This window comes from Limosilactobacillus portuensis (genome assembly GCF_028607025.1).
In the GTDB taxonomy this organism is placed as follows: Bacteria; Bacillota; Bacilli; order Lactobacillales; family Lactobacillaceae; genus Limosilactobacillus; species Limosilactobacillus portuensis.
In genome coordinates this window covers 36,012-62,042 of sequence record NZ_CP117297.1, presented here as the reverse complement: position 1 = coordinate 62,042, position 26,031 = coordinate 36,012, and the positions used below count along the sequence as shown (strand labels likewise).

At 44.1% G+C, this 26,031-nt stretch carries 33 protein-coding genes and 3 pseudogenes; 11 read left to right on the top strand and 25 right to left on the bottom strand.

All coding sequences use genetic code 11. The features are described from left to right. Positions 1-605: 605 nt before the first annotated feature. The 4 genes from PRK60_RS10060 to PRK60_RS10045 form a co-directional block, all read right to left on the bottom strand. Positions 606-854, bottom strand: a complete 249-nt coding sequence (locus PRK60_RS10060) for a ribbon-helix-helix domain-containing protein (protein ID WP_003712273.1) — start codon at positions 852-854, stop codon at positions 606-608. 13 nt (positions 855-867) lie between these two features. Then, on the bottom strand, positions 868-1,674 hold the full coding sequence (locus PRK60_RS10055; protein WP_273646475.1) for a ParA family protein: 807 nt from the start codon (positions 1,672-1,674) through the stop codon (positions 868-870). Between the two features lie 155 nt (positions 1,675-1,829). Then, positions 1,830-2,165, bottom strand: a complete 336-nt coding sequence (locus PRK60_RS10050; RefSeq protein WP_124031307.1) for a type II toxin-antitoxin system YafQ family toxin — start codon at positions 2,163-2,165, stop codon at positions 1,830-1,832. Next, positions 2,162-2,461 carry a type II toxin-antitoxin system Phd/YefM family antitoxin gene (locus PRK60_RS10045; RefSeq protein WP_003712280.1) on the bottom strand — a complete coding sequence of 100 codons (300 nt, stop codon included), beginning with the start codon at positions 2,459-2,461 and terminating at the stop codon, positions 2,162-2,164. Before PRK60_RS10045 ends, PRK60_RS10050 begins: the two co-directional genes overlap by 4 nt. Before the next feature lie 221 nt (positions 2,462-2,682). Here PRK60_RS10045 and PRK60_RS10040 point away from each other — a divergent pair. The 3 genes and pseudogenes from PRK60_RS10040 to PRK60_RS10030 all read left to right on the top strand — a co-directional run. Then, positions 2,683-2,884: pseudogene (locus tag PRK60_RS10040) on the top strand (helix-turn-helix domain-containing protein); the annotation flags it as partial. A gap of 13 nt (positions 2,885-2,897) precedes the next feature. After that, positions 2,898-3,128, top strand: a pseudogene (locus PRK60_RS10035) (ROK family protein); the annotation flags it as partial. 23 nt (positions 3,129-3,151) lie between these two features. Continuing rightward, on the top strand, positions 3,152-3,415 hold the full coding sequence (locus PRK60_RS10030) for a SemiSWEET family transporter (protein WP_273646474.1): 264 nt from the start codon (positions 3,152-3,154) through the stop codon (positions 3,413-3,415). Between the two features lie 169 nt (positions 3,416-3,584). Here the strand turns inward: PRK60_RS10030 and PRK60_RS10025 are convergent, their stop codons facing one another. The 15 genes from PRK60_RS10025 to PRK60_RS09950 all read right to left on the bottom strand — a co-directional run bounded on the left by PRK60_RS10025 (position 3,585) and on the right by PRK60_RS09950 (position 15,595). Beyond that, entirely contained in the window at positions 3,585-4,382 is a 798-nt protein-coding gene (locus PRK60_RS10025) for a biotin--[acetyl-CoA-carboxylase] ligase (RefSeq protein WP_273646493.1), read from the bottom strand. Beyond that, positions 4,382-5,146: an enoyl-ACP reductase FabI gene (gene fabI, locus PRK60_RS10020; RefSeq protein WP_273646473.1), complete on the bottom strand. Its 765-nt coding sequence runs from the start codon at positions 5,144-5,146 to the stop codon at positions 4,382-4,384. Before fabI ends, PRK60_RS10025 begins: the two co-directional genes overlap by 1 nt. Before the next feature lie 17 nt (positions 5,147-5,163). Beyond that, positions 5,164-5,949: an acetyl-CoA carboxylase carboxyltransferase subunit alpha gene (accA, locus tag PRK60_RS10015; RefSeq protein ID WP_273646472.1), complete on the bottom strand. Its 786-nt coding sequence runs from the start codon at positions 5,947-5,949 to the stop codon at positions 5,164-5,166. Next, positions 5,939-6,775, bottom strand: a complete 837-nt coding sequence (gene accD / locus PRK60_RS10010) for an acetyl-CoA carboxylase, carboxyltransferase subunit beta (protein ID WP_124031311.1) — start codon at positions 6,773-6,775, stop codon at positions 5,939-5,941. The genes accA and accD overlap by 11 nt, the downstream gene beginning before the upstream one ends. Then, a complete protein-coding gene (accC, locus tag PRK60_RS10005) occupies positions 6,753-8,144 on the bottom strand; it encodes an acetyl-CoA carboxylase biotin carboxylase subunit (RefSeq protein WP_273646471.1) in 1,392 nt (463 codons plus the stop codon). Before accC ends, accD begins: the two co-directional genes overlap by 23 nt. 14 nt (positions 8,145-8,158) lie before the next feature. Next, complete coding sequence (gene fabZ / locus PRK60_RS10000; protein ID WP_273646470.1) at positions 8,159-8,593, bottom strand: 3-hydroxyacyl-ACP dehydratase FabZ; 435 nt, start codon at positions 8,591-8,593, stop codon at positions 8,159-8,161. A 1-nt stretch (position 8,594) separates the two neighbouring features. Continuing rightward, positions 8,595-9,038 carry an acetyl-CoA carboxylase biotin carboxyl carrier protein gene (gene accB, locus PRK60_RS09995; RefSeq protein WP_003714183.1) on the bottom strand — a complete coding sequence of 148 codons (444 nt, stop codon included), beginning with the start codon at positions 9,036-9,038 and terminating at the stop codon, positions 8,595-8,597. Positions 9,039-9,045: 7 nt separating this feature from the next. Continuing rightward, positions 9,046-10,278 carry a beta-ketoacyl-ACP synthase II gene (gene fabF, locus PRK60_RS09990; protein WP_273646469.1) on the bottom strand — a complete coding sequence of 411 codons (1,233 nt, stop codon included), beginning with the start codon at positions 10,276-10,278 and terminating at the stop codon, positions 9,046-9,048. Between the two features lie 10 nt (positions 10,279-10,288). Then, positions 10,289-11,020, bottom strand: coding sequence for a 3-oxoacyl-ACP reductase family protein (locus PRK60_RS09985; protein WP_273646468.1), 732 nt, complete (start codon positions 11,018-11,020; stop codon positions 10,289-10,291). Beyond that, positions 11,011-11,940, bottom strand: coding sequence for an ACP S-malonyltransferase (locus PRK60_RS09980; protein ID WP_273646467.1), 930 nt, complete (start codon positions 11,938-11,940; stop codon positions 11,011-11,013). The genes PRK60_RS09985 and PRK60_RS09980 overlap by 10 nt, the downstream gene beginning before the upstream one ends. Beyond that, the gene (locus PRK60_RS09975; protein WP_273646466.1) at positions 11,940-12,191 is read right to left on the bottom strand and encodes an acyl carrier protein; all 252 of its coding nucleotides are present in this window, start codon (positions 12,189-12,191) and stop codon (positions 11,940-11,942) included. Before PRK60_RS09975 ends, PRK60_RS09980 begins: the two co-directional genes overlap by 1 nt. Before the next feature lie 33 nt (positions 12,192-12,224). Then, positions 12,225-13,190, bottom strand: coding sequence for a beta-ketoacyl-ACP synthase III (locus tag PRK60_RS09970; RefSeq protein ID WP_273646465.1), 966 nt, complete (start codon positions 13,188-13,190; stop codon positions 12,225-12,227). Between the two features lie 18 nt (positions 13,191-13,208). Beyond that, positions 13,209-13,649 carry a MarR family winged helix-turn-helix transcriptional regulator gene (locus PRK60_RS09965; RefSeq protein ID WP_273646464.1) on the bottom strand — a complete coding sequence of 147 codons (441 nt, stop codon included), beginning with the start codon at positions 13,647-13,649 and terminating at the stop codon, positions 13,209-13,211. Between the two features lie 76 nt (positions 13,650-13,725). Next, positions 13,726-14,172, bottom strand: a complete 447-nt coding sequence (gene fabZ / locus PRK60_RS09960; RefSeq protein WP_273646463.1) for a 3-hydroxyacyl-ACP dehydratase FabZ — start codon at positions 14,170-14,172, stop codon at positions 13,726-13,728. A 1,135-nt stretch (positions 14,173-15,307) separates the two neighbouring features. After that, complete coding sequence (locus PRK60_RS09950; RefSeq protein ID WP_273646462.1) at positions 15,308-15,595, bottom strand: hypothetical protein; 288 nt, start codon at positions 15,593-15,595, stop codon at positions 15,308-15,310. Between the two features lie 189 nt (positions 15,596-15,784). Here PRK60_RS09950 and PRK60_RS09945 point away from each other — a divergent pair, with 189 nt between their 5' ends. From PRK60_RS09945 to PRK60_RS09935, 3 genes are all read left to right on the top strand, one after another. After that, positions 15,785-15,955 carry a type II toxin-antitoxin system RelB/DinJ family antitoxin gene (locus PRK60_RS09945; RefSeq protein ID WP_273646461.1) on the top strand — a complete coding sequence of 57 codons (171 nt, stop codon included), beginning with the start codon at positions 15,785-15,787 and terminating at the stop codon, positions 15,953-15,955. Positions 15,956-16,279: 324 nt separating this feature from the next. Then, positions 16,280-16,906 carry a hypothetical protein gene (locus PRK60_RS09940; RefSeq protein WP_273646460.1) on the top strand — a complete coding sequence of 209 codons (627 nt, stop codon included), beginning with the start codon at positions 16,280-16,282 and terminating at the stop codon, positions 16,904-16,906. A gap of 386 nt (positions 16,907-17,292) precedes the next feature. Then, a complete protein-coding gene (locus PRK60_RS09935; protein WP_054193997.1) occupies positions 17,293-17,745 on the top strand; it encodes a hypothetical protein in 453 nt (150 codons plus the stop codon). 264 nt (positions 17,746-18,009) lie between these two features. On the opposite strand, the pseudogene PRK60_RS09930 reads toward PRK60_RS09935, so the two are convergent. The 3 genes and pseudogenes from PRK60_RS09930 to PRK60_RS09920 form a co-directional block, all read right to left on the bottom strand. Continuing rightward, a pseudogene (locus PRK60_RS09930) lies at positions 18,010-18,818 on the bottom strand (IS256 family transposase). An 82-nt stretch (positions 18,819-18,900) separates the two neighbouring features. Continuing rightward, positions 18,901-19,191, bottom strand: coding sequence for a type II toxin-antitoxin system RelB/DinJ family antitoxin (locus PRK60_RS09925; RefSeq protein ID WP_003714205.1), 291 nt, complete (start codon positions 19,189-19,191; stop codon positions 18,901-18,903). 176 nt (positions 19,192-19,367) lie between these two features. After that, positions 19,368-19,928, bottom strand: a complete 561-nt coding sequence (locus PRK60_RS09920; RefSeq protein ID WP_273646459.1) for a tyrosine-type recombinase/integrase — start codon at positions 19,926-19,928, stop codon at positions 19,368-19,370. 423 nt (positions 19,929-20,351) lie between these two features. Here PRK60_RS09920 and PRK60_RS09915 point away from each other — a divergent pair, with 423 nt between their 5' ends. Continuing rightward, positions 20,352-20,639, top strand: a complete 288-nt coding sequence (locus PRK60_RS09915) for a hypothetical protein (protein WP_273646458.1) — start codon at positions 20,352-20,354, stop codon at positions 20,637-20,639. A gap of 82 nt (positions 20,640-20,721) precedes the next feature. Here PRK60_RS09915 and PRK60_RS09910 read toward each other — a convergent pair whose 3' ends face one another. The 3 genes from PRK60_RS09910 to PRK60_RS09900 all read right to left on the bottom strand — a co-directional run bounded on the left by PRK60_RS09910 (position 20,722) and on the right by PRK60_RS09900 (position 22,571). Continuing rightward, on the bottom strand, positions 20,722-21,609 hold the full coding sequence (locus PRK60_RS09910; protein WP_260846181.1) for an IS3 family transposase: 888 nt from the start codon (positions 21,607-21,609) through the stop codon (positions 20,722-20,724). An 8-nt stretch (positions 21,610-21,617) separates the two neighbouring features. Beyond that, positions 21,618-22,151, bottom strand: a complete 534-nt coding sequence (locus tag PRK60_RS09905) for a helix-turn-helix domain-containing protein (RefSeq protein ID WP_102169382.1) — start codon at positions 22,149-22,151, stop codon at positions 21,618-21,620. 192 nt (positions 22,152-22,343) lie between these two features. Further along, the gene (locus PRK60_RS09900; protein WP_273646457.1) at positions 22,344-22,571 is read right to left on the bottom strand and encodes a DUF536 domain-containing protein; all 228 of its coding nucleotides are present in this window, start codon (positions 22,569-22,571) and stop codon (positions 22,344-22,346) included. Between the two features lie 19 nt (positions 22,572-22,590). Here PRK60_RS09900 and PRK60_RS09895 point away from each other — a divergent pair, with 19 nt between their 5' ends. The 4 genes from PRK60_RS09895 (at position 22,591) to PRK60_RS09880 (ending at position 25,931) form a co-directional block, all read left to right on the top strand. Further along, positions 22,591-22,899, top strand: coding sequence for a TetR/AcrR family transcriptional regulator (locus tag PRK60_RS09895; protein WP_060463328.1), 309 nt, complete (start codon positions 22,591-22,593; stop codon positions 22,897-22,899). 222 nt (positions 22,900-23,121) lie between these two features. After that, positions 23,122-23,826 carry an NUDIX hydrolase gene (locus PRK60_RS09890; protein ID WP_273646456.1) on the top strand — a complete coding sequence of 235 codons (705 nt, stop codon included), beginning with the start codon at positions 23,122-23,124 and terminating at the stop codon, positions 23,824-23,826. A gap of 115 nt (positions 23,827-23,941) precedes the next feature. Beyond that, complete coding sequence (locus PRK60_RS09885; RefSeq protein ID WP_273646455.1) at positions 23,942-25,381, top strand: nicotinate phosphoribosyltransferase; 1,440 nt, start codon at positions 23,942-23,944, stop codon at positions 25,379-25,381. A gap of 1 nt (position 25,382) precedes the next feature. Further along, a complete protein-coding gene (locus PRK60_RS09880; RefSeq protein WP_003712348.1) occupies positions 25,383-25,931 on the top strand; it encodes a cysteine hydrolase family protein in 549 nt (182 codons plus the stop codon). Positions 25,932-26,031 lie beyond the last annotated feature (100 nt).

The following is a 26,031-nucleotide window of genomic DNA, read 5'->3' as shown; positions in this document are numbered from 1 at the left end:
AATAAAAACTCCCTTTCTTGACTGACACATGCTGTCTCAAAAGAGAGTTGCTAAAACATTTGATTTGCTTTAAAATACAAATCTGGTATGCTTTAACTGAATTACAAAGCGAACATTGGACGTGATCGGCTTTGTAAATTTACCAGCATGTGTCTATATGTGTCCACATGTATCTGTTTGTGAGTTGCCCAGTCGGCAACTTTTTTAATTTCTAACAACAAAAAATGGACTAAATAGCTCCAGTTAGCTACTTAGTCCATTGGCTTCAATTTGTTTTTAACTATCCTTAACTTGTCCTTTGGGACTGGTTTGCGGTATAATTAACCTACAAATTAAGAACAATGTTCAGTCGATTTAGACCGCCAAGTTAAAATCGACTGAATCTAAGTAGCTGTCGTGTAGCTACTTGCTAAACCAAAGGTCCCTGATTCCTCGTGAACTGGGGATCTTTTTAGTTTAGCTTGATCTCTTTATTCGGTTGTTAAATTAGTTTTAGTCTAGCATAGTGCTTTCTAACCGGCAACTTTATTTGGTCCGGTACACTTTACAAGCTTTTGTCTAATTACGAGTTAATTAAATAAATTGTTTTATTAATTATTTATTTATTAAATTGCATCTATGATTGAAGCTAAGAATTCTGACCGATTTTTAAATCCGTTTTTTCGGGCAGCCGTGTCCATTTTTTTTAATTGACTTTCAGTAATTGAGAAGGTTACTGATCGCTTACGCTCTACTTCTTTTCGACTGATATTTTTTAAAAATGCTACTGCGTCATTCTTGTTATCTTTCAATGTAGTTTCGTAACTTTCTCTCATTTCTTCGTCTTTTTTATGGTTGAATGAATCTAAACTCATAAGCTAACTCTCCTTACTTGGTTTTACTTGCTAATTCTTGAAAAAGATGATCGGCTTTTTTTATGAACTTTTGATTTTGCTTTAAAACGGATTTATCGTGATTGGCTAATTCAAATATCGAAGCGTGCCTTGCAGTAGCTTTATTAAAGAGCTCTCTTGCTGGAATTATAGTTGCGACTGTTTCATCACCTTCTATATGTTTTAGCAAATCGCGAGACATACTTGTATTATGTCTAATCATATTAACGATAAAGAAAAGTTTTGCGTCTACGTAAGTTTCGCCAGTTCGATAATCAAAAAGTGATTTTCTGAAATTTTCGAGTCGTGTTTCTAGGTCAAACTTAGCATTGTAACCATGCTCACTGGGTGTGATGGGACTAAGAAGGTAATTACTGATAGCAATAGCATTTTTAGTGATGGTACTAAAATCTGGGTGTGTATCAATTAAGATATAGTCATAGTCGGTTAAGTTTAATGAATCGGAGTTGTTTTTAAACCACATGAATAACATCATTTCTTTGTTACTGTTATTTTCTAGATAACTTCCCAAAACATCTAGGTCTATAAAACCGGCGATTAAATCTAGATTTGGTCCGACACTGTCAATTTTTACTTTTTGAGCATTATCGTCTTCTTTAAATGCTTCAGCGATGGTATTGTTTCGTCGTGTCTTTTCAAAAACGGTTGTTAAATTACACTGATGATCTAAATCGATTAATAGAACCTTCTTGCCATGTTTGGCTAACCAATCACCATAATTTAAAGTCAAGGTTGTTTTACCGACACCACCCTTGATAGCAGTAAAAGTAATAATTTTCATCTTGATACCTCCTTTGTCTAGTTTAATTATATCGTTAGCAGACAAATAAATAAACAATTTATTAAATAACTAACATAACAATTTTAGCCGGCTTAATAAAGAATTCCTTACAGAACTTTGCTATTTTGCCAAGGCTAGTCCCTAACCAACAACTTTTAACGCTTCTTGCGGTAACGCCCATGGAATAATTTTTTATGAGAACCAATATTAACGGCAACGAGTACTAAATCTTGATTGTTAACTTTATAGATAACTACAATGTCATTTGTTTCAGTTGGTTGCTGCCCTTTGGGAGTATCACGAAGATGAAATTCTCGATAGCCAGTATAGTTTCCTTCTAGTTCGTGATCATGAAAATCATCGGGAAGTATGTCGCCATCGAGGAGAATAAAAATAGCATCTTTTACTTCATCAATAATTGTTACATCAAGCTGTGCAAGATAAGCTAAGTTTCGTTCAAACGATTTTCGTGGTTTATATTGATATCTCATTGGTTACTGTTATCCTTTGGCTTAAAACTGTTCCAATAATCGTCAGTTGGTTCAACGATAGGATCATCAGGTAAGATATGCATTTCGATTAACTTATCTCTGGCAATAGCATAATCTAGTGAATCTTCTTTAGCATTAACAGCTTCAAGAAGGGTATTGAGTTGTTCTTGTGAGATAACAGCTGCTGCTCGTTGATTAGAACGTGCAATTAGTACTGTTTGGTTTTCATCATTGACTTTATCTAAGTAGTCTTTAATATGATTACGGAAATCACTTTGAGTAGTAGCAATTGGCATAATAAGGACTCCTTTCTTTTCTCTTGCATTATATTGTACTATATTATGTACGTTGTTTCTACTGCTAGTGCCTCGTAATGGTTAGACAAAGGTTCTAACAATTGTGAGGTGCTTTTTTTATGGGGCGAATTTACAATTGAAATGCAACACAAAGTAAAAAATAAACCCATACCGGGTAGAATATGTTTAACGACCAAATCAAACAATTCGAGGTATCCGGTATGAGCTATAAACATCTTACTATAAAAGAACGTGAAATGCTTATGTTTTTACGAGCTAAGGGGTTATCTATCCGGGCTGTTGCGTTACGGCTGGGGCGAAATCCAAGTACTATTTCACGAGAATTAAAACGTTGTGTAGGTAATTATTCCCCAAGTAAAGCAGAAAATGACTATCATCAAAAGGCGGCGGAATTGCCATAAGAGGCAGCAGCCAACAAGTGGCCCTTGACACCACCTTGATGTTCCGACCTGATCAGATCGTCTTTGGTGGTGGCGTCGTCAGTGAAGACTTTCTGAAGAAGGTTCGGCGCGAATTCAAAAAATTACTGAACAACTATGTCGATGTGGGCAACGTCGATGAATACATTATGATGCCACTGGCCCAGCACAATGGTTCTGCCACAATCGGGGACTTTGCATTGGCCTTGAAGGCTGCAACCAATTGATTTAGAAAGAGAGGGAACAATTCATGAAGGAAACTAAATTTATCCGGGTTTTGAGCGTAATTGCGAGTGTCATTGCTGTCTGCATGTATGTTTCGTATATTCCACAGATCATCAACAACCTTCATGGCGCCTATTGTGCACCACTACAACCGTTTGTTGCAGGCCTGAATTGTACCCTCTGGTCAATCTATGCCTGGTTTAAGAGCGAACGGGATTGGGCTGTATTTGTGGCTAATTTCCCTGGGATCTTTTTCGGGTTCATCACGTTCTTTACCGTCTTACACTAAAAAATATATTTACTAAAACATCCATACATAAGTGCTTGCTTTTTAAGCAACAGTAGGGAAGGCGAGACAGAACTAGTTTACTAGTTCGTTTTCGAATCCCCGTAAGCATGAAGGGGCCTCCAGCGTTTGAACGCTGGAGGCCCTTTTGTGTGTTACTCCATGTTTCTGCTTAAAAAATTATCTTGGTGACATCCCCGCTTGCTAGATGGTGAAACCGGTGCTGGTCGTCTTCGATCACTAGCTTAGCGTGGTCATCAATAGTTATGACTGTGCCGAGAATGACAGTGTGGTTCATGACTACCCGGACACAGTGACCAATCAATAGGGAATGCGCACGGTAATCCGTCAATAATTGTCCATCCTGATAGTGAAAAATGGTGTAAGTGAGCTGGTCGAGAAGGGCGGCCGCCAGCCGGTTGCGATCAACCAACCTGTTGGGATCGATGGCCCGGGCTACGGATTGTAACTTGGTAGGAAAGGTTGTGGTGGTCAGGTTAATGCCAATGCCGAGCACACAGCAGGACTGATCAAGTGCTGGGCAAAAAATTAGTTCGTTCAAGATTCCAGCAACCTTTTGCTGTTCGATGTATAGGTCATTGACCCACTTTAGCCGAAAGTCATGGTACGGATAGAAGGTATGGAGGGCCCGGCGGATTGCTACGGCAACGCCGGTAGTAAAAAGGCCGATGTTAGCCAGTTGTGGGCTAAGTCGTGGTGGTAGGACCAGACTGAAGTAGAGCCCAGTGTTCTTGGGGGCGTAAAAAGGCCGGCCTCCCTTGCCGTAGGCCGCGGTCTGCTGGTCAGCAAAGAAGGCGATTGATTTATTTGGCCGTTGGTTTTTGACGTAGTGACGGGCTAGTAATTGGGTTGAGGGGGTAGTTGCTTTCACGACCACCTGACCGTTAAAACGTGAACAAAAAAGACTTATCGCGCGTGTTGATAAGTCCTTGCTTTTAGGTATATTCATCAAATAAGGTGCACTCCCTTATCAACATAAATGACGTCACCGACGACACCGGTTGATAGGTCGCTCATTAAGAATGCACAGGTGTTACCGATCTGCTCCAAGGTTACACTATTACCATCGGCTGTCCGGTCCTCTGACATCTTCAACAGCTCACCGTGACCCTTAATTCCCGTGACGGCCAGGGTCTTGATGGCCCCCGCCGAAATGGCATTGACGCGTACACCGGCCGTCCCCAGATCACGGGCTAGGTAACGAACACTGGCTTCTAGGGCGGCCTTGGCAATCCCCATCACGTTATAGTTTGGAATGGCCCGTTCTGATCCAAAGTAGGTTAGGGTCACGATACTAGCGGGATTCGTCAGCAGCTTAAACTGACTGGCTGCCTTTGCCACGGCGATCAGTGAATATGATGAAATGTCCTGAGCCAGGGCATAGCCGTCCCGACTGGCGTCAAGAATAGAACCGCCCAGCTCATCCTTCTTGGCATAAGCAACGGCGTGAACAATTCCATCAACGGTGCCGAACCGTTGCTTGATGGTTGAAAATGCGTCCTGGATACTGTTATCGTCGGCAACATCACACTCGACCAGGTTGTCCGTTGCCTTGACGAGACGGCTAACGCTACGCTTGAGCCGCTCGTTTTGGTAAGTGTAGATAATTGTTGCTCCCTGGGCCGCCATTGCTTGGGCACATCCCCAGGCAATGGAGTGTTTATTTGCCACACCCATTACAATAATCTTTTTGTCTGTTAAAATTCCTGCCAATTTAAAACTAACCTCCATTAAAATTGTCGATAACGATCATGTCGCTGCCGTAATAAGTCAGTGGTGCTTAATTTTTGCAGGTGGAAAATTTCATATTGGAGAATCTTGTCAATGTTGCTAAGCACCGCGGCATGGTCGGTGGGTTCTTCAATGATGCCATCAATGACCTTCTTGCGGAGCAGGTCTTCGGGAATCAGCTGCATAATTGCGGCAGCCTCATCGGCACGACTGCTGTCCTTCCAGAGGATTGAAGCAAAGCCCTCCGGCGAGAGGATGGAATAGGTACTATTTTCCAACATCCAGATCTGGTCACCGCAGGCCAGGGCAAGAGCTCCTCCGCTACCTCCTTCACCAAGAATAATCGTGATGATTGGAGTCGGGACCTGACTGATTTCCAACAGGTTTTGTGCGATTGCCGCCCCCTGACCATGTTCCTCTGCTGATTGTCCCGGATAGGCGCCGGGAGTATTAACGAGGCAGATGACGGGGCGGTGGAACTTGGCCGCCTGTTTGATCAGCCGTAAAGACTTGCGATAGCCTGCCGGAGTGGGGCAGCCGAAATGTTTGGCAATCCGCTCGGCAGCTGATTGTCCCCGGTCAGTCGTGATCACGGTCACAGGCAGATCATGAAATAGGCCTATGCCGCCGATGATGGCGGGATCGTCTTCACCGAGGCGGTCACCATGCAGCTCCGTAAAGTGGTTGATCAATGAGTGGATAATCTCGGGTCCTGTGACCTTATGCAGATCACGGGCCGCTGCCACAACTTGTCCAGCTTGTCTTTTCACTTTGCTACCCTCCATACTTTAATAACCATTGCAGGGCTGATTTCTCTTCCTGCCGTTCCACGATCCGATCAATGAAACCATTTTTCAGCAGCGTTTCTGCATCCTGCAGGTCCTTGGGTATCCGCTGATGCATGGTTTGTTCAATCACCCGGCGCCCCGCAAAGCCGACTAAGGAGTGAGGTTCGGCCAGGATGATATCTCCTTGCATGGCAAAGCTGGCCGTGACCCCACCGGTGGTGGGATCGGTCAAGACGGTAATGTAAAGCAGCCCTGCCGTAGAATGTTCCTTGATGGCCGTACTGATCTTGGCCATTTGCATTAAGGACAAGATGCCTTCCTGCATTCGAGCACCGCCAGAAGCCGTAAACAATATGACAGGGAGCCGATCTTGGGTAGCCCGTTCAAATAGGCGGGTGATCTTTTCCCCAGTAACTGTTCCGAGGGACCCCATGATGAAGTAGGGATCCATAATTCCTAGTCCAAAGTGCTGGTCGCCAATCTGGGCAGTTCCGGTAAGTACAGAGTCATTTAATGTCGTTTTCTGCCGACAGGTCGCAAGCTTTTGCTGGTAGTCGGGGAAGTTCAGCGGATCCTGGCTCAACAGGTCCTGATCAGTTTCGGTAAAGTCGTCGACTAACCAAGCAAGCCGTTGCCGGGCACCAATTCGAAAGCCAAAGTGGCAATGAGGACAAGTGTTGTACTGGTCAAGGTGCTTAGTGATGATTGCTGTTCCGCACTTTGGGCACTTTCGCCAAAGTCCATCTGGCACCTTAGCATCTGCCTGCTGGTCGGCCTTTATGTGGTGGGTACTGAGCGTATTATTTTGATCGTACAGGTTCATCTTGACTTATCCTTTCTTTCCAAAGAGGTAGGAACTGTTTTTCAAGATAAGCAGTTGAAAACTGGCCGCTAATAAAATTCGGATCGGTGAGCAGGGCCTGTTGAAAGGTCTGATTGGTATTGATTCCGACAATGACCATTTCGTTCAATAACCGCTTAATCTTTTCGATTGCTTCTTCCCGGTTATGGCCGAGGGCGATGACCTTTGCAATCATGGAATCATAGAAGGGGGTGACGGTTGCGCCCTGGTAAAGGGCGGTATCGATCCGCATCCCAAGGTTGCCGACGGGCAGATAAAGGTACTTAACCTGGCCGGTCGAAGGAATAAAACCGTGTTCCGCATCCTCAGCGTTGATCCGACACTCGATTGCCGCGCCCTGCAATTGGATATCTGATTGGTCAAAGGGGAGGGGAGCACCAGCCGCTACCCTGACTTGAGCCTTGACGATATCGATACCAGTGACCATCTCGGTGACTGTGTGCTCAACTTGAATCCGGGTATTCATCTCCATGAAGTAGAAATGATGGTCCTGATCCATCAGAAATTCGAGAGTCCCAGTATTGAGATAGTCAATCCCATTGACTGCTCGGAGCGCGATCTGCCCCAGCTCTTTCCGCTCTGTGGGAGTGATTAGCTTGCAGGGGCTCTCTTCCAGGACCTTTTGCTTGTTAATCTGAAGCGAGCAGTCCCGTTCAGGGAAATAGACACTGTGGCCAAACCGGTCCCGGAAAATCTGCATCTCGATGTGCTTAACATTTTCCATGATCTTTTCGATATACATTTGGTCGTTATCGAAAGAAAGGCGGGCCTCACTCTGTGCTTCGTGAAAGGCCGCCTTCATTTCCTGAGCATCCGTAACTCGGCGGATTCCCTTGCCACCGCCACCGGCAGCTGCCTTGATTAGAACTGGATAACCAATTCGATCGGCAACCTCGATGGCCTCGTTCACATTATTAATATAGCTATCACTGCCTGGGATGACTGGAACACCGATCTTTTTCATCTGTTGACGAGCATGTTCCTTATTGCCCATCAGGTCGATCGTTTGGGCTTGAGGACCGATGAAGGTGATGCCACACTCCTGGCACATTTCGGCAAATTGACTATTTTCCGAAAGAAAGCCAAAGCCGGGATGGATTGCTTGGACCCCCGTACCAACCGCGGCCGCCAGGATATTCTGCATGTTGAGATAAGAATCCTGGGGACGGGGACCGCCAACACAGACGGCCTCGTCCGCAAGCTGGACGTGGAGACTTTCGCGATCAACCGTGGAGTAGATGGCAACCGACTTGATTCCAAGTTCATGCAGTGAACGGATAATACGAACGGCGATTTCACCACGATTAGCAACTAAGACTTTTGTGAACATATGCGTCTCACATCCTAACCAATAAAGAATGTTAATTCGGCCGAACAAGCCCGTTCACCATCAACGGTGGCCTCGGCCTTGCCAATTCCAATGTTGTGACGAATCTTGGTCAAATGAACCGACAGCTTCATCGTGTCGCCAGGCCGAACAACTCGGCGAAATTCGGCAGACTGGATCCCGCCGAAGTAAGCGGTCTTTCCTTTAAATTGTGGGGCAGATAGCAAAGCCACCGCGCCAGTCTGGGCCAGTGATTCGACGATCAGTGCGCCTGGTAGGACTGGATTGTGCGGGAAGTGACCGTTGAAGACTTCTTCGTGAACAGTTATGTTACGCTTGGCAATGGCCATCTCCCCCGGGACCACTTCTTCGACCTGGTCAATCAATAGCATTGGGTAGCGGTGTGGGATAATTTGTTGGATCTTTTCAGACCCCCAATTAACTTTTGTCATACTACTTTGCCTCCGTTATTGTGAAAAGAGACTGGTCACATTCAACCAGTTCGCCGTTATCAACGTCGATTGATGTGACGACCCCGTCGACATCGCTCTTAATTTCGGTCATCATTTTCATTGCTTCAACTACGCAGACGATATCTCCTTTATGGATATGCTGGCCGACCGTGACGTACGGTGGCTGCTTAGGCTTAGCCTGGAGATAGACCGTTCCGACGAGGGGGGCCTTGATCTGATGACGGTTGTCAGAAGCTGTGTCAGCCGTTGCGGGAGTCGTCGATCCAGTTTGATTGTTGACTGTCGGGGCGCCGGCAGTTGGCTGCTGGATCGATTGCTGATTTTTGCTTAGATATAAATGAAAATCATGATCGTCAATCTTTAATTCACGGGCCGAGGATTGCTCAAACTCATGTATTAATTTTTGCAGTTCATCAAATTGCAATTAATTGTTACCCCCATTTCCGAAAAGCGAGGACGGCGTTATGACCACCGAAGCCGAAGGAATTACTTAGGGCATACTGGGCCTCTGGGGCCGCCTGATTATCCTCACTAACCAAATTAATATTGCATTCGGGATCCTGGTGGAAACAGCCCACGTTTTGGGGCAGTTGTCCACGCTTTAAGGCGGCAACGGTAATCACAGCTTCAATGGCTCCTGCCGCACCGAGCAGGTGACCGGTCATCCCCTTGGTGGAACTGACCAGAACCTGGTTATCCGGTCCAAAAACCTTGTTGATAGCCAGGGACTCACCGCTGTCGTTGGCGTGGGTGGCTGTCCCGTGCGCGTTAATGTAGTCAACTGCCTGGGGCTGGATACCAGCCTCAGCAATGGCCTGTTGCATGGCCCGGGCAGCACCTTTTCCTTCAGGATCTGGTGCAGTAATGTGATATGCGTCCCCAGTTGCGCCGTAGCCGACCACTTCACCGAGAATACGGGCGCCGCGATGTTGGGCGTGTTCTAGGCTTTCAAGGACTAGGGTTCCAGCACCTTCGCCGAGTACAAAACCGTTCCGGTCGCGGTCGAAAGGCAGGGAGGCGGCTTGGGGATCAGTGCTCGTGGAGAGGGCACTGAGAGCTGCAAAGCCAGAAATCCCAATTTCGTTGACTGATGCCTCGGCCCCGCCAGCGATCATCACTGTAGCCCGGCCATCTTGAATTTGCCGGTAGGCTTCGCCAATGGCATTCGTTCCAGTCGCACAAGCGGTGGTAACGGAACTGCAGATGTTCTGAGCATCAAAGCGGATGGCAATGTTACCGGCAGCCATGTTTGAGATGGCCATCGGGACGAAGAGCGGTGATACCCGCCGGGGACCCTTGTCATGCATCTTGATAACTTGTTCCTGAATGGTGGTTAAACCACCAATCCCTGAGCCATAAATGACCCCCATTTCTTCGGGATTGGTGTTGTTGGCGTTGATGCCAGCCATCTCGACTGCTTCAGCCGCAGTTTGAACGGCGTACTGGGAATAAAGGTCCATTCGGCGAGCGGCTTTTTTACCAACCACGGCCCGCGGATCGAAATCGTCGATCTCCCCAGCCACCGTAATTCCGGTGTCATGGGCATCAAACTTACTAATTTTCTTAATTCCGACCTTACCTGCTAATGTGTTGGCAACAAAAGCGTCGAGGCCATTCCCATTGGGGGCGATTACGCCCATTCCAGTAATTACTACCCGATTCATTTTTTCACCTCTAAATGGTCATTCCGCCATCAACTACAATTGTCTGACCCGTAATGTAATCGTTCTGTGCCAGGAAAACGGCGGTTTGAGCGACCTCATTAACGGTACCGAAACGGTTGGCGGGAATTTGGTTGAGAATCTGTTGCTGAGCGCGGGATGAGAGTGCTGCGGTCATGTCGCTTTGAATCATTCCCGGAGCGATAGCGTTGCACCGGATTCCGCGAAGCGCCCCTTCCCGCGCGGTGGTCTTTGTCAGGCCGATGATCCCTGCTTTGCTAGCGGCGTAATTGGCTTGGCCGATATTACCATGAAGCCCGACCACGCTGGCGAGGTTGATGATGCAACCGTGCTGTTGTTTGTACATCTTTTTAAGTAGGGCCTGAGTTAGCAAGAAAGGACTCCGAAGGTTGACGTTGATTACGGAATCAAAGTCGGCTTGATTCATGCTGACCAGCAACTTATCATTATTAATTCCGGCATTGTTAACTACGACATCGATTTGGCCGTATTGGTCCCAGGCGTCCTTGGCAAACTGCTTGAGGGCTGTCGGGTTTGCCAGGTCAGCCGTAAGAAAGGCGTACCTGGCATTGACTGCTGTCAGCCGGTCCTTGATGTCTTCGCCAAGGGGGTGTCGACCATGCAGAATGACCCGACTACCCGCTTTTGCAAAGGCTAGGGCTGTGGCTGCTCCGATGCCGCGTGTGCTCCCGGTAACGAGCACGACTTTATCTTTTAAATCCATTCCTGATGCTCCTTAACGTAATTTTCGTAATCCGTCATGGTAGCAATATTTGCCCGCTGAAGATTGCGATCAACCTGCCGAGCAAAGTGCGAAAGGGCCTTCCCCGGACCAATTTCGAGCGTCTGATCGATCTTTTCGTGGTCGATCAAGTATTGCAGATCCTCTCCAAAGTGGGTCGGGACGGCTAACTGTCGTTCCAAAATTTCGGAAAGGTTATCAGCGGTGAACGGGTAAACCGTCGTATTACTGATGACAGGAACCTGTGGTGTGGCAAAAGTGACCGTTGCTAGGCGATCATGCATCTTTTGCCGTGCATTATTAAATAGTGGGGTATGAAAAGCCCCACTAACTCGCAGAATAACGATTTTCTTTGCTGCCTTGGCCGTCTTGAGCTGCGAAACAGCCGTTTTTAGTTCAGCAACAGGCCCCCCGATTACTAGTTGGTGGGGGGAGTTGTAATTGGCAACCTGTACTGCTGATGTGGCCAACACCTGGTCAACCACCTTTTCCTGGGGGTCAACCAGAGCGGCTAACCCACTAGCTTGGGCATCAGCGTCGGTCTGCATGTAACGGCCACGGTCAGTCAGCAGCTTAAAACCGTCTGCGGCCGAGACTGCCTTAGCAGCTAACAGGGCGGCATATTCACCGAGCGAAAGGCCAACCAATCCAGCAACTGGCAGCTTCGGCAGGTCCCGGCGCAGCATTCGGTAAAGACCGTAGCTGACGGTTACCAGGGCTGGCTGTACGTTTGCTGTCTGGTCGAGTTCGCCATGTTCACTGCGAAGGATCGTGGTGATGTCTAAACCAGTGGCGGCACTTGCTTCAGCGACCGTCTGGGCAAAGAGGGGATCGACCAGCAGATCAAGCCCCATCCCCGGTTTCTGGGCACCCTGGCCGCTAAAAAGAATCCCGATTTTCATTAGTTATCCTTTGCGGCCAGTTGCTTGGCAACCAGGTCCACTACGTCGCTGATTGTTTCCGCCTTGGCGTTGTCGCCATCTAGTTCGATATCAAACTTGTCTTCCAGTTCGTTCATGATTTCGAAAACGTCCAGACTGTCCGCGTTCAGGTCGTTTTGAATGCTGGTGTCCATGCTAATTTTGTCTGCGTCAGTGTCCAATTCATCAGCAGCAATTGATTGAACAGTTTCAAAAATTTCTTCTTTAGTCATAATAAAAACCTCTCTTATATTTATTAATGTAATTTAGTATTTAATAATCATTGTTCCAACGGTCAGGCCACCACCAAAGCCACTAAGGACTACCAAGTCGCCGCGACGAATTAGTCCTTGTCGGACACACTCGTCTAGAAGAATTGGTTCGCTAGCGGCTGAGGTGTTGCCGTATTGATCAATGTTGGTGGGAAACTTAGTCATCGGTTGAACCAGACGCCGGGCAACCTGTTGGATGATGCGTATATTGGCCTGGTGAAGGATGAAACGATCCACTTGATCAGCGGTCAATCCAGCATTCTGTAAGGCCGTCTGAATTGATATTGGGACCGCATGGGTTGCAAACCGATATACGGCTCGTCCATTCATCTGAAAGGGACTCACGTCGGTAATGGTAGGGGGAAATTGGTGGTTAACCCGGGTCTGCCCAGCAACAAGCTGGTTACCGCGGTCCCCAAACGTAGCGAGGTGTTGACCCAACAGGTGGGGTTCTGGATCAGTCTCGATTAAGACACCTCCTGCCCCATCACCAAAAAGCACTGCGGTGGTCCGGTCCTGCCAGTTGGTGATCTTTGAGAGCACCTCACTGCCGATCACCATGACGCGATGACATTCCGAACCGATGAAGCGACTGGCAATATCGAGAGCGTAGACGAAACCAGAACAGGCAGCTGAAACATCGAACGCTCGGGCAGCAGTTGCGCCTAAGAGTCCTTGAACAATTGCCGCGGTCGATGGGGTATAGGAATCTGGTGACATGGTCGCAATAATGATTAGGTCAAGACTGGTTGGCGCCCAGTGAGCCTTGGCTAATAGCCGTTGGCCAACCTGAGTGGCGAGGTCCGCTGTATTTTCCCCTTGACTGATATGGCGTTGTCTAATTCCGGTCCGTGTTCGAATCCACTCGTCGGAAGTATCCATTATGGTACTTAACCGGTCGTTGGATACTGTCATTTGCGGTACATAGCTTGCCGTTGTAACGATTTGCCAATTATTCATGTGTTTCTTCCTTAAATTTTAAGAATTTTCTTCCAAGAAATCTTCCAGGTTGCGGAGAGCCTTGCGGATTGTCCACTGCTCTTCATCATTCATTCCCTTCAAGAAACGCTTGACCATCATGTTATGAAAGGCACGGTGAGCCCGGTAAAGGACCCGGCCCTTGTGAGTGAGACCCAAACGAATTATCCGCCGGTCTTCCTGGTCGCGGAAACGTTCAGCGTAACCCTTAGCAATCAACCGGTTAGCAGTTGCAGTCATCGTGCCAGGGGACAGGTGCAGTTTTTTTGCGACCTGACTGGCAGTCTGGTGGTCATACATGGAGATTGCGTCAATTGCGTGCATCTCCTTGATGGTCAGATCGCTGAAGGTACTCTCCCGAAGCTTTTTCTCTTCGATCCATAAAATACCGTTGTAAATCTTGATTAGGGCATGGTTAATTCTTTGATATTCATCCGCCATAATGTATTTCTCCTTTGGTTATTTTGCTGTATCAAATATTTTTACTTTCAAAATACATTATAGCCGAAATCATTCATCATAGCTTAGCGTCACGGTTAGCAACGATAAAAACTAATTCTGCGCTGCAAACGCGGTTGCCCGCTACCGTTGCTACCGCATCGACAATTCCCATCTGTCGGCGTTTCTTAACCATCTTGATGTGTAGCTTAAGAACGTCTCCAGGGCGGACCATTTGTCGAAACTTTCCATTGTGGATGGCGCCTAGGTAAGCAGTCTTTTTGAAGAATTCTGGCGATTTAAGAATTAAGATTGATGCCGCTTGGGCCAGTGTTTCAATAATCAGTACACCAGGCATCACTGGATTGCCGGGGAAGTGGCCCCGAAAGAAGGACTCGTTGATGGTCACGTTCTTTGTCGCTACAATCTCTTCGCCAGGAGTCAGTTCATCGACATAATCAATGTAACAAATCGGGTAACGATTCGGGATTAGGTCCATGATTTCTTGGGAGTCCATTATTGCCAATTACGTCATCTGCCTTGCAAAAGTATTTCGAATATCAAAATATTCGATAGTCAAATTATAATGAATTTATTTTGATTGTCAAACTATTTTTTGAAGATCGTGTTATTGTAATAGCGCGGTTAAATATTATAAGTGAGTTATAAATGCTGATTTGATGGCATTTTTGAAGAAATTTCTAATTGGGCAAAATCTCTTAATTTTATTTTAATTAACAAAATAAATCTTGCAAAATTACTTCTGCAAAGCTGGTCTACTGTAAGAATTGAACCCTGCACTTGGTGACGCTGGTATGATGGCGAATTTACAATTGAAATACAACACAAAGTAAAAAATAAACCCATACCGGGTAGAATATGTTTAACGACCAAATCAAACAATTCGAGATATCCGGTATGAGCTATAAACATCTTACTATAAAAGAACGTGAAATGCTTATCCTTTTACGAGCTAAAGGGTTATCTATCATAAAAGATCAAGGGAAACTATCTAAAGGAATAATTGCTGATCATAAAATGCCTTTGCAAAATAAACAAGGGAGTAAACATTACCACCATAAGTAATGTTTGCTTCCTATTTCTTATCTAGTTATCGTTATTTTATTTGGTAAACAATTTTCAATTTGGAACGTTAAAATTGTACAAATGCGCTTAAACGATCAAACTAAAAGTCCTATTTCGTAACTTAACTTAGGTAAAAACCGATTGAACAATACTAGCAGGCTCTTTACAAAGGTCTACTTTTCGACTTTTGGTTAACTTACACAAATCGTCTTCCAATAAATAATTTAGAAGATCATTTCCTATTCTTCCTCCAAAGTGGAAATTTCGCTCCGAGAAATCTAAGCAACAGGGTACAGTGATTTGATTTACTTTACAAAAATTGCTGAATATATTTTTCCCTTTTTCAGCAAAAGAATAGTTAACTTTATCAGAAGTGAGGATTAGATGTTTAACTGAAACTTGAAAGCGCAGAATGACGGGTTAAACCCGCTATTCTGCGCTTTCAAGTTTCAGTTGGCTTATATTATAAAGAGCCTCTTTATAAGGTTTAGTTATTATTTAGCTCCTTTCTGATATATCAAAAGTGAATATTAACCTTGCAGAAACCCTACCACTGGTTTGAATAATTAGCTAATCTAATTTTTATCCATTTTTTGCAGTTTTCTCATTTCATAGTTATATCCATTTATGAAATTTACGATTTCCTGCATCTTTCGTAAAAAAACAAAATTTAAAAATTCAAATAGTAATTTAGGATAGTGTTTGATCGCTTTTCCACTTTGATAATCAGTCTGAGCTTGAAACTTTCCTTTATCAAAGTCTGATAGGCTATTAGAATTATTAGACCTATAGCTGTAATCTTTGGAATCCAAGCCATTTTCATAATTATGCTTGATTAAATCATGTAGTTTTAATAAAAACATAAAGGCCACCTCGACTTTTAATTTAAGTATATCATAAGAAATACTAAAAAAGCAGCTTGCTCCCGGCTTTCTGACTGTATGGTTGTCTTTAATGTAAGAATCTTTGCTCGTTCTGTAAAGAGTTTAACCTAGTTAAATATGGTTGGATTTGTACGCCAGATAACGTACAATATTACTGAGGTGATGAGAATGGCAAGAATTGAAGCTCGAATTGACGGAATTATTAAAAGTAAAGCCAAAGACGTATTGGCTAATCATGGTCTAACAATTTCTGATTTTATGCGCATGACATTAACAACAGTTGCTCATGATGGTTTACCTAAATATTATTCAATCCCTAATTGGCAGTTAAAAAATTAGATTCAAGAAGTTATTGATGCTCTATCTGGAAAAGAAAAGCTACCCGAAGCCCGTAACCTTAAAGAATTAGATCAATTGCTTAGCTCCGATGACGCATTGGAGTCTTCAAAATAAACGGCAAGAGTAATTAAATATACCAAAGCTTTTAAAAAACAGTTCAAAAAGCGGCGCCAAGACCCCAAGTGGCGTTCAATATTTAAAAGTTCACTACCTCAAGAGCTTGATGATCAAAAGCGGAGTCCTTGGAAATATATTGTTCAGTGTTTAATTGAAGATAAAACCATTCCAGATTATTTTTATCTGCATACTTTAGAAGGTGTTACAATGGAAAAGCAAGAAATGACAAGAAAGAAAAATAGGTTTGATATGAAAAGGTTTTTCAGGCGGATTTCCGCTGTCATAGCAACGATGGCTTTCACGACAGGTCTGGCCGCCTGCGGTTCCTCCCAGTCGACTGCCCCATCGGCGAACAAAGCCACTTCCTCCGTCACTGCCCCCCAGGGCTGGAAGAAGTTCACGTCCAAGGATCTGGGCTATTCCGTCTATTTCCCGGGCGTTCCGGAGAAGGACACCTATAAGGATCCCACCGGCGCTTATGCCCGCTATTCGACGGTCAATGACAAGGATCACATCAACTACGCTGTGTCCGTCACCAAATTCACTCGGAAGCAAGTCGAGGACTCCAAGGGGTTCAATGACGCGCAGAAACGTAAGGTCTTGACCAATGTCGCTCGTCTTCTGCAGATTGACAAGTATTCCTTCACCACCGTGGACGGGCATATGGCCATTTCCTACACCGGTCACGATAGCGAGGACTCCTCGGTGATCATGCGTCGAGAGGTCGTTTACTCGTCCGCTGGCCTCTATGGCCTCGAATCCTTTGGAACTTCCAGCTCGGAATACAAGCAGTTCGTCGATACCTTCCGGCTTTCCGAAGATACGCAAGAATGAAAGGAGGGCTTCCATGATTTTCGCCACTGGCTCTACCTACTCCCAGGGGACGCCCGCCCCGGATTGGATGGCTCCCGTCATGGGGGTCGTGATCGGTCGGGAGATCAATTAATTTAAAGTATGTTGTTACTAGGGGTTGCCAAAAATCTGTGGTTGGGTTGAATCCGTCATAATCAATGATAATTTTGGTGAATTCAATTACATCTGTCAGGTTATGTTTTATTAAATCAAAATCACTTGTCCTATCCATATCGCCAGAGTTTACAGTTATATTGTGTACTACGGTTATAGTATGATCAGGTTTACTACTGGCGATATGACTGGTCTTGGTATTATAAGGTTAGTTATGTTTAATAATGATTATCAAAAGAAGGAGATGATTTCTTATGATTGAGAAAGAAAAAGTTTTAAGCGATGCACCAAAGGTTCTAAATTCTGATAACAATCCTTGGGAAGTTACTGTTGAAGGAGATTCGATTATTGGTACATGGAAATGGATGGATGCCCGGTTTTTCACTGAGGGTGGAATCTCCGATGAGGACAAAGAGTTTACTTTTACAGTTACTTTGAAAGATAACGGGAAATGGAAGGAAGTTGATAGCACTTCTAGTAAGACATCAAGTATTAGGATGCATAACGGTAAACTATCTTTCAGTAAAGACATCTCCTTTTCTAAGGGAAAGACTTATCAGAAAAGTATTTCTTTTGGTATTGGACAGGACAAGAAGAGCGGTAAAGTTGGAATTGTTGAATCTAAGTTAGATACTTCAATCATTAAAAAGTCGATTCGAGATTATTTGAAACAATGTGGCTGGAAGAAAGCTGGACTATTTGGATAGGAAATTATATGGTTCACGTGATATAATACTGTTAACAACAGGACTAAAGTTACTATTGAATAATATCAAAAGGCCCGTTACCTCGTGGGCGTACAATAGCCTTAAAAGTTGTCACTTTGAGAAATAAAAAGTGACAACTTTTAAGGCTATTGTACGTTTAACGACCAAATCAAACAATTCGAGGTATCCGGTATGAGCTATAAATATCTTACTATAAAAGGGTCAAGTCCAAAATGTTGGTGTAAATTAAATTCCGCGAATTTATCATTTCACAAGCTTAAGCTTACCGACTTCTTCTGAGTCGGCATCTTTTTCAATCCCGTGGTAAACGGTCATGTTTAAGTATCGTGGACCAGCAGCCCATTTTTCATTCCGTTCAATCAGTAGTGCCCCCATTAGTCGCAAGACACTTAGATCATTCGGGAATATCCGGATTACACGGTCACGACGCCGGATTTCTTGATTAACCCGCTATCAAAACCGAGCACTTCTCGACGACCGCTAGGGTCGATTCCAATCGCAACGAGTAAACTATTACTCGTCACAACATGACCACGGTGAACCTTAAATAAAGTTGCGTCGGCATACACAAAAGCATACTTTTGCGTAAGGGGACGTCGGTTAAAGTCTAGCACTTGGTCGTCCAAATTACTGCATAAAGCCGAGACCGTACTTTTAGAAAAGGTTGTCCCACATAACTTCTTAGTAATCTCAGCTACTTTACGAGTTGAAACACCTTGGATTACCATTTCCATTAATGCCAAATCAAAAGCCTGTTCACTACGCTGATAGCGTTTGAACAGTTGCGTTGAAAAATTACCATGACGGAGTTTAGGAACGTGTAGTTCAAGTGTCCCTACTCGTGTGGTAAGCTGACGAACTCGATAACCATTCCGTGAATTGGTACGTTCATCCGAACGTTCATAAGCCCTAGCTTTAATCTGCTCAGTCGCTTCGGACTTAAGAATTTCATCAAGAATCTTGGCCATAATTGATTGCATGGCCTTATCCCGATCACCTAGTAATAGTTCCTTTAGTTCGTCATCTTCTAGATTTAATTCAACCTTTGGCATAATGAAGTTCCTTTCAGATTTCACAAAGTCCTATTTAGAATTTACACCAATTATACGGACATAACCGCTTTTAATTGATACATTATTCTTTATCCAAGTAGTTCTTTAACTCGTCTACATTGTCGAAGCTAGGGGAATCATCGGGAATAATGCCGAGTTCCTTCGCTTGGGCAGTGACTAAGGCTTTCTTAGTCGTTTCGGTTGGTTCATCAGTTTCAGCCAGCACTTCAAAGGGAACCTTTTTCTGAATGATTAATTGACGAGCAGCTAAGTTGAAGTACCCATTAATGCTTAATCCCATAGATTTGAGTTCCTTATTTAACTCCTTCTTGAGCTTATCGTCAAGACGAATTGTAGTTGGTGTTCTTTTCATCTAAATCACCTCTATTTGTATGTTAGTATACCATACTATTAAAATACAAATAAATGTAAACTACCGCGCTATCGCTTGCTAGACTCGTTAATCAGACCGGTTTATGGCTAAACCTAACCTGATTAACGAGTGAAATTGGGAGATAGTGCCTAATCGAACTTAACTTCATTGAGCACTTATTCCCGACTAACTTGATCTAGTCCTAAATATTTGAGGGTCATGGCTTCGGAGGAGTGATTAAGTAGTGATATGACCAGACCGATATTGTAATGGTTTTGCGTGTAAACCCGATAAGCCCCCGTTTTCCGCATGATGTGGGTGCCCAAGTAGTCAATACCGAGTAAATCGCCGGTTTTGGCTATAATTTTGTAGAATTGTTTCTCAGTAATGTGCCGATTAGGGTGCTGAATGGAGGGAAAAAGCCAGTCAGAGTGGAGATTTTGTTGGTTTAACCATTGAAAATAGGTTAATAAGTCCTGTTTAACAGGTTTTAGGTACAAAATATTGGGCTTACCGGTCTTTTTATCCCGAATGTACGCATTTTTAACGACCGTCTCATCATCATTGAAAATTTCAGTGCGTCTGAGCACTAATACATCACTCACTCTGAGCAGGGTCGCCTTGCCAACTTGGAAAATCGTGTAGCTGCGACGGCCAGCTTTGAAGTTATTGAGCAAAGTATCCTCGACTTTGTGCAGAATATTGGAATCCTTGATGGGTAAAACTAGTTGTTTCATGTTAATTGTCCTTTGGTTGATTCATGTTATAATATAAATGTAAAGGATAGGTGAGGATTATGCATTTGGTTCTCACTAACACAAAAGCCCCTCGGTAATCCGCCATAATTACCAAGGGGCTTTAATTGTGGGTTAGATGCTGTCACTGACTATTATCACTTACGATGGTTTAACCAATACGCCAGGTAAACGGGAACTACCACGAGGGATAATTGTGATAAATAGTGTAAAAGATAGGTTATCAGAAAATTCATTGGTTCTCACCTCCCAACATTAGAAAGTGGATTCTAAGTGAGAATGTGACAGCCCTTTAATTATATCATGGCAGCAGAAGTCTCTTGAGTTAAGGATGGTTTTTACTAAAGGCGCTCACGAGCGCCGAACAGGATTTGTGACAAAAAATAAATCTTGCAGGCTATTACTATGCTCAAAAATAATCGGGAAATCATTACGGAAACGGACGAAGACTTACAATTACAAGCCGGTATGCAGCTTGATGACGCTGAGCGGCGATGTTTGTTGAATACGGGGATCCTATTTTTGGATATTCAACGAATTAAACCGTACTTGGCGGCCATTCGACAGTACTTACAAGATACCCAACCTGATGAACGGGTGTGGACACTGTTTAAGGTTCAAGATATTGCCAACCATCAACTGGCTAATTACATCTTGTCAGTGACTTTTAACCCGCAAAATCAAGGTGAATAATCACATATATTAAAATAATAACCCCTAACTAGACATTAGGGTTTATTGAAGTGCAACAAAAAAGTTAGACAAAATTGATTATTTAAGCTACCAAGGTATGATTTCGGTATTCAACCGGAGTCATACCTTTTGTTTTTAAGGAGATACGTTGGTAATTAAAGTAATGAATGTATTGAGCTGAGAGTGATTTTAATTCAGCTAAGTCTTTACATGGTGGGAAACCATCTAATAACTCTGTCTTAAACAGGTGAAAGAAACTCTCCATTGGTGCGTTATCATGACAATTTCCCTTACGGGACATACTTTGAATAAAGTGATTATCAGCTAACTTTTGGGTATAGTACCCCAGTTGATAGTGCCACCCCTGATCAGAATGAATAATTGGTTGAGCATTATCAGGCAGCTTTGTACATAGCTCGTTGAGAGTAGCGGTAATCAACTGTCGATCAGGATGTTGACTCAATTGGAAGGCTAAAACTTCCTTACTGGCTTCATCGATAATTGAGGAAATATAAGCCCAACTGTGATTAGCTAAGCGAACTTGAGAAACATCTGTGTGGAGGACTTGATAAGGAATGGTGGCCTGAAATTGTTGTTTTAGTAGATTATCCGCAACTGTGCCCACATTACCTTCATAAGATGAGTATTTACCACTACGGTGGCGATTATACAGTGCCACTTGAACATCTAATTTCGCCATCAACTTGTTCACCGTCATGTCCGCCAAATGAATGCCCATTGCCCGCAGTTTTTGGTTCACGCGACGATAACCGTAGGTCCATCGTCCGCGGACTTGCCCTTCTTTAGCCACGCTAAGAATCACTTGCTTAACACTCGCATATTTATCATGATGGTTAGCGATGCGCTTGCGCTCATCATGGTAAGTAGCCTTAGGAAGGTTGATTTTATGGAGAATGTCACCAATCTTATAGCGATATTTCTTCGGTAGCGATGCTTGATCTGCCCTGATCTGATCAACTATTTGCGTTTTCTCTTTGCCTTGGAGGGTCCGAACAGGGCCAACGATTTTTTTAAGATGTCACGTTCCAATTTTGTGTCATAGAGTTCTTGGCTTTTCTTGGCAAGTTCTTCTTTTAAACGTTCCACTTCAGTCTTATTAGTAAGACGACGAAGTCGTTTCTTAGTATGTTTCACCTTTGACGGCCTACCTTTCGGGTGAGGTTTCAAGGCTTCAATACCATCTCGCTTGAACTGTGACCGCCAAAGTGAAATTTGGCACGCTTGCACGTCAAATCGAGCCGCTACTTTAACCATCGATTCCTCATGAGTTTGGTAGTAGTCTATCACACTCAACTTAAAATCTGCGGTAAGGGTTCGTGGATGACGACGCCGTTTCAAGGCGTCTATCCCACTTAAGCGATATCTTTGAATCCATTTCCTGATCAGTCGGCTACTGATACTGTATTTGCGCCCCAAGGCTCGAGAACTTTGTGGAGTAGTCAGATATTCGTGGACAATTTTAGCTTTAAAGTCAGGTTTGTATTTAGTCATAAAAAGTGCCTCACAATCGTTAGAACTTTTGTCTAACAATTATGAGGCACTTCATATTTTTCAGGATTCTTGAGGGGTTATTTATAAAATGGATCCTAACTTAAAAACCAGTATAAAAAAGAGTATCTTTTCAGACACTCCGCCTGTTCGTATAAGTAATCAGCTGATCAAATTTGTTGATTAATGTGTTATTCACCATAACAATCCATACTTTTTATTGTGCGGGTGTTCAGATTCGGTTTGTTGAGGTAATGATGGTTGTGATTGTTTGTGTGTAGTTAAATCTAATTGTTGTGCTTGATCGGCAATCCTATTAGTCGTTGCAATCTGTTCGTCCTTAACCTCTAACTGCTGTTTAAGTAGCTCAATAAAAGCTGATAATTCTTTGGTTTGAGCCTGTAAAAAATTATTAACCGTCAAACCGTACCAAGAAATTTTCGTGATCGATATTAGTAACCAAGCCCATATTTCCCGGCGGACTTTTTACCGGAATTTCAAAAGCAAAGACGATGTGATTAATCAGTATGTTATTTCCTTACTAAAGAAATACACTGATTGGATCTTGCAAGTTAACCCCCAAACCTATAAAGAAGTCATCGATGACTTCTTTACTTACTGGCCAGCTCACTCAGCTAAATTGGCTTTGTTAGTTAAAGCTGGTTTAAGCTATAAGATCTTGGATAATGCTAACCAAACGATGCCGGTTTTCTTTCGGCGTTTCCATCTCCGCCACCCCAGTGTTGCTTGACACGTCGATGTCACTAACGATACCAAAGTTGAATATATGACCCGCATTGCCGTCGGTATTTTCTGGAATACTTTTTGCTTATGGTTAGCCCAGCCGACGTCGATCACCATTCAAAATTTAGCAATCCTCGTCAAACATGATTTAAAGCAACTGGGCAATTACTAGTGGCCGAGAAATGCTAAAATAGAGTTGAGTTAATAATTATGAAGGGAGGAGCGTCAATTGGATAGTGAAATTATTGCCCGGCCATTGGTGACCATCACCAACGTCATTTGGAGTTTTAATACTGAATTACACCGACCACAATTACTACTGATTAAGCGGGCGGATGAACCTCTAAAGGGACATTGGGCCCTCCCCGAAACCTTCTTGCGGAGTAAAGAGAGTGCCGACGCGGCCTGCATTCGTCTAATTGACGATAAAATTGGCCTGCAAGTTCCGATGAATTCAACCGAACAACTGGCCACCTTTACAGATCCCAAGCGGGTTACGGGAACTCGGGCACTAGCACTCGCCTATATGACCTATTTACCATCAACCCCAAAATTGCATCCAGGGTATGGGGCCACAGATGCCCAATGGTTCGTGCTTGATAAAGATCAGGGCAACTATGTGATCACCCATGACCAACAGGAGATTATCCTAAGCCCCGCCGGTCACCAGGTCTTTGATCATATTCAAATCATTACCACCGCCATTAATCGGATTAAAAACAAGCTGGACTATCAACCCCAAATTCTTCGGATCTTAGGTAATACCTTTACCCTGCGCCAAGCGCGCGAAGTCTTTGCGGCTTTCTTAGGTACGACAATTGACAAGATTGATAATTCCAACTTTAAGAAAACTCATAACCACCTCTTCAAAGAAGTCGGGGCCGCCACTTTGAACCATTCTGGGCGGCCACCAAAGCTCTACCAACTTAACTAAAGGGCATCATTTGCATTTTGCTGCAAAGTATTTATACTAGACGTAAATAAAAGTCAACCATACTTTTATTTTTAGCCAAATTAAAGTAATTTTTACTTAAAAGGAAGCGTTTAAGATGAATCTACAACTATTAACCGACTTATATGAATTTTCCATGGCCAATGGGTACTACGCTACCCTACCCCATGATCGACAAGCTCGCTTCGACGTCTTTTATCGCCGGGTTCCCGACAACGGTAGTTTTGTCATTGTCGCTGGTCTCCAGCAAGTGGTAGAACAAGTTCAAAATTGGCATTTCACTAAGGAGAATATTGAATACCTGACCTCCCTGAATGAATTTACTCCCGAGTTTTTGGATTACCTGAGCGAGATTAAAAATCACTGCTCGATTAAGGCTTTACCAGAAGGAACCCCTGTTTTCCCACGGGAACCAATTATTTCAATTAGTGGACCGTTGATTGAAGCCCAGCTGTTAGAAACCTTTATTCTAAACATCATTAACCATCAATCATTAATTGCGACGAAGTCTTGGCAAATCAACCATGCCGCTCAAGGCCGACCAATTATGGAATTTGGCGCGCGGCGGGCGCAAGGCCCTGATGCCGCCACGTATGGGGCGCGAGCCGCGGTGATCGGCGGTTGTACCAGCACGTCGAACTTACAAGCAGCCAGTCAATTTAATATTCCCGCGGCCGGCACAATGGCACATGCCTGGGTCGAAAGCTTCTCTGATGAATTAAGTGCCTTTCAAGCTTGGGCCAAGGTTTATCCTGACAAAGTTTCCTTGCTCGTTGATACTTATGATGTCTTGAAGTCAGGAGTGCCGAACGCGATTCGGGTCTTCAAGCAAGTTAGCGCTCAAGGGCACCAACCAGTCGGGATCCGGATCGATTCCGGTGACATTTCTCAATTAGCCATCAAAGCCCGGAAGATGCTCGATGATGCTGGCTTCCCCAAGGCGAAGATTACAGCTTCAAATGCCCTTGATGCGCATGTAGTTAAGTCGTTATTGGATGAAGGAGCTCCAATTGATAACTTTGGGATTGGGGAACGTTTAATTACCAGTTCCTCCAGTCCGGTATTAAGTGGCGTTTATAAGCTCGCCGAGGAAAAGATTAATGATCAATTGATCCCAAAAATTAAGGTTAGTGATAGCAGAGAAAAGATCACCCTGCCTGGTAATAAGCAAGTTTACCGGATTTATCGGCAAGATAACCTTCACCAAGCGATCGCCGATGTGATTGCCCTGGCTGATGAGCACATCACGGCTCCATTGAAAGTGGTTAATGCTAATTCGGCAGCCACGCACGCCAGCCAAGTTCTGACTAGCTTTAATGCTAAGCCATTGATGCAAGAATATCTGGGTTCCAATGCTTCCTCAATCGAAAATGATCTCTTTAAGATTCAGCAATTCTCAATGGATCAAGTGGCAGAATTACCAGAAGCCACAAAACGGTTAGTTAACCCCGATCGGTACCCAGTTTACTTAACAGCTACATTGGCTGAATTGCAAGAACAGTTAATTACTAAAGCTCAATTTACGGAGGAACATTAAGATGGCTAAAGCGCTCTTAATTATTGACTATACAAACGACTTTGTGGCTGATAAGGGATCACTAACGGTTGGCAAGCCAGCGCAGACGTTGGCCCCAGAAATTATGCGGTTAGCCGATCAATTCTTAAGCCAGCATGATTATGTGATCTTTCCTACTGATGGTCACCGGCTTAATGACCCATTCAATCCAGAAACCAAACTATATCCGGCCCATAATATTATTGGGACGACCGGTCAGAAACTATACGGCCAAGTCGGCAGCTGGTTTGATCAACATCATGACGACTCCCATGTCTACAAATTCAATAAGAACCGTTACTCCTCCTTCCAAAACACCAATTTGGATAACTACCTGCGGGAACGGCGGATTGATGAAGTCTGGATTGCTGGTGTCTGCACTGATATTTGTGTCCTCCACACCGCAATCAGTGCCTACAACCTGGATTACCACATTGTGATTCCACAAGCAGCCGTGGCCACGTTCTCACCAGCTGGTGCCGAATGGGCGATGAATCATTTTAAAAACGTATTAGGGGCCACAATTCGATAATTCACTTTCAAATGATTATCAAAAAAACCACGAATTAATTACAAAAAATTCCCTTTGCTAAATACATTGGGAATTTTTCTTTTGGTGTTACCTTTCTAGG

Bases quoted from the DNA above. Each gene is read 5' to 3' on its own strand.
- PRK60_RS10060 (WP_003712273.1), bottom strand. From the start codon at position 854: ATGAGTTTAGATTCATTCAACCATAAAAAAGACGAAGAAATGAGAGAA.
- PRK60_RS10055 (WP_273646475.1), bottom strand. From the start codon at position 1,674: ATGAAAATTATTACTTTTACTGCTATCAAGGGTGGTGTCGGTAAAACA.
- PRK60_RS10050 (WP_124031307.1), bottom strand. From the start codon at position 2,165: ATGAGATATCAATATAAACCACGAAAATCGTTTGAACGAAACTTAGCT.
- PRK60_RS10045 (WP_003712280.1), bottom strand. From the start codon at position 2,461: ATGCCAATTGCTACTACTCAAAGTGATTTCCGTAATCATATTAAAGAC.
- PRK60_RS10030 (WP_273646474.1), top strand. From the start codon at position 3,152: ATGAAGGAAACTAAATTTATCCGGGTTTTGAGCGTAATTGCGAGTGTC.
- PRK60_RS10025 (WP_273646493.1), bottom strand. From the start codon at position 4,382: ATGAATATACCTAAAAGCAAGGACTTATCAACACGCGCGATAAGTCTT.
- accA (WP_273646472.1), bottom strand. From the start codon at position 5,949: ATGGAGGGTAGCAAAGTGAAAAGACAAGCTGGACAAGTTGTGGCAGCG.
- accD (WP_124031311.1), bottom strand. From the start codon at position 6,775: ATGAACCTGTACGATCAAAATAATACGCTCAGTACCCACCACATAAAG.
- accC (WP_273646471.1), bottom strand. From the start codon at position 8,144: ATGTTCACAAAAGTCTTAGTTGCTAATCGTGGTGAAATCGCCGTTCGT.
- fabZ (WP_273646470.1), bottom strand. From the start codon at position 8,593: ATGACAAAAGTTAATTGGGGGTCTGAAAAGATCCAACAAATTATCCCA.
- fabF (WP_273646469.1), bottom strand. From the start codon at position 10,278: ATGAATCGGGTAGTAATTACTGGAATGGGCGTAATCGCCCCCAATGGG.
- PRK60_RS09985 (WP_273646468.1), bottom strand. From the start codon at position 11,020: ATGGATTTAAAAGATAAAGTCGTGCTCGTTACCGGGAGCACACGCGGC.
- PRK60_RS09980 (WP_273646467.1), bottom strand. From the start codon at position 11,940: ATGAAAATCGGGATTCTTTTTAGCGGCCAGGGTGCCCAGAAACCGGGG.
- PRK60_RS09975 (WP_273646466.1), bottom strand. From the start codon at position 12,191: ATGACTAAAGAAGAAATTTTTGAAACTGTTCAATCAATTGCTGCTGAT.
- PRK60_RS09970 (WP_273646465.1), bottom strand. From the start codon at position 13,190: ATGAATAATTGGCAAATCGTTACAACGGCAAGCTATGTACCGCAAATG.
- PRK60_RS09965 (WP_273646464.1), bottom strand. From the start codon at position 13,649: ATGGCGGATGAATATCAAAGAATTAACCATGCCCTAATCAAGATTTAC.
- PRK60_RS09950 (WP_273646462.1), bottom strand. From the start codon at position 15,595: ATGTTTTTATTAAAACTACATGATTTAATCAAGCATAATTATGAAAAT.
- PRK60_RS09945 (WP_273646461.1), top strand. From the start codon at position 15,785: ATGGCAAGAATTGAAGCTCGAATTGACGGAATTATTAAAAGTAAAGCC.
- PRK60_RS09940 (WP_273646460.1), top strand. From the start codon at position 16,280: ATGGAAAAGCAAGAAATGACAAGAAAGAAAAATAGGTTTGATATGAAA.
- PRK60_RS09935 (WP_054193997.1), top strand. From the start codon at position 17,293: ATGATTGAGAAAGAAAAAGTTTTAAGCGATGCACCAAAGGTTCTAAAT.
- PRK60_RS09925 (WP_003714205.1), bottom strand. From the start codon at position 19,191: ATGAAAAGAACACCAACTACAATTCGTCTTGACGATAAGCTCAAGAAG.
- PRK60_RS09920 (WP_273646459.1), bottom strand. From the start codon at position 19,928: ATGAAACAACTAGTTTTACCCATCAAGGATTCCAATATTCTGCACAAA.
- PRK60_RS09915 (WP_273646458.1), top strand. From the start codon at position 20,352: ATGCTCAAAAATAATCGGGAAATCATTACGGAAACGGACGAAGACTTA.
- PRK60_RS09905 (WP_102169382.1), bottom strand. From the start codon at position 22,151: ATGACTAAATACAAACCTGACTTTAAAGCTAAAATTGTCCACGAATAT.
- PRK60_RS09885 (WP_273646455.1), top strand. From the start codon at position 23,942: ATGAATCTACAACTATTAACCGACTTATATGAATTTTCCATGGCCAAT.
- PRK60_RS09880 (WP_003712348.1), top strand. From the start codon at position 25,383: ATGGCTAAAGCGCTCTTAATTATTGACTATACAAACGACTTTGTGGCT.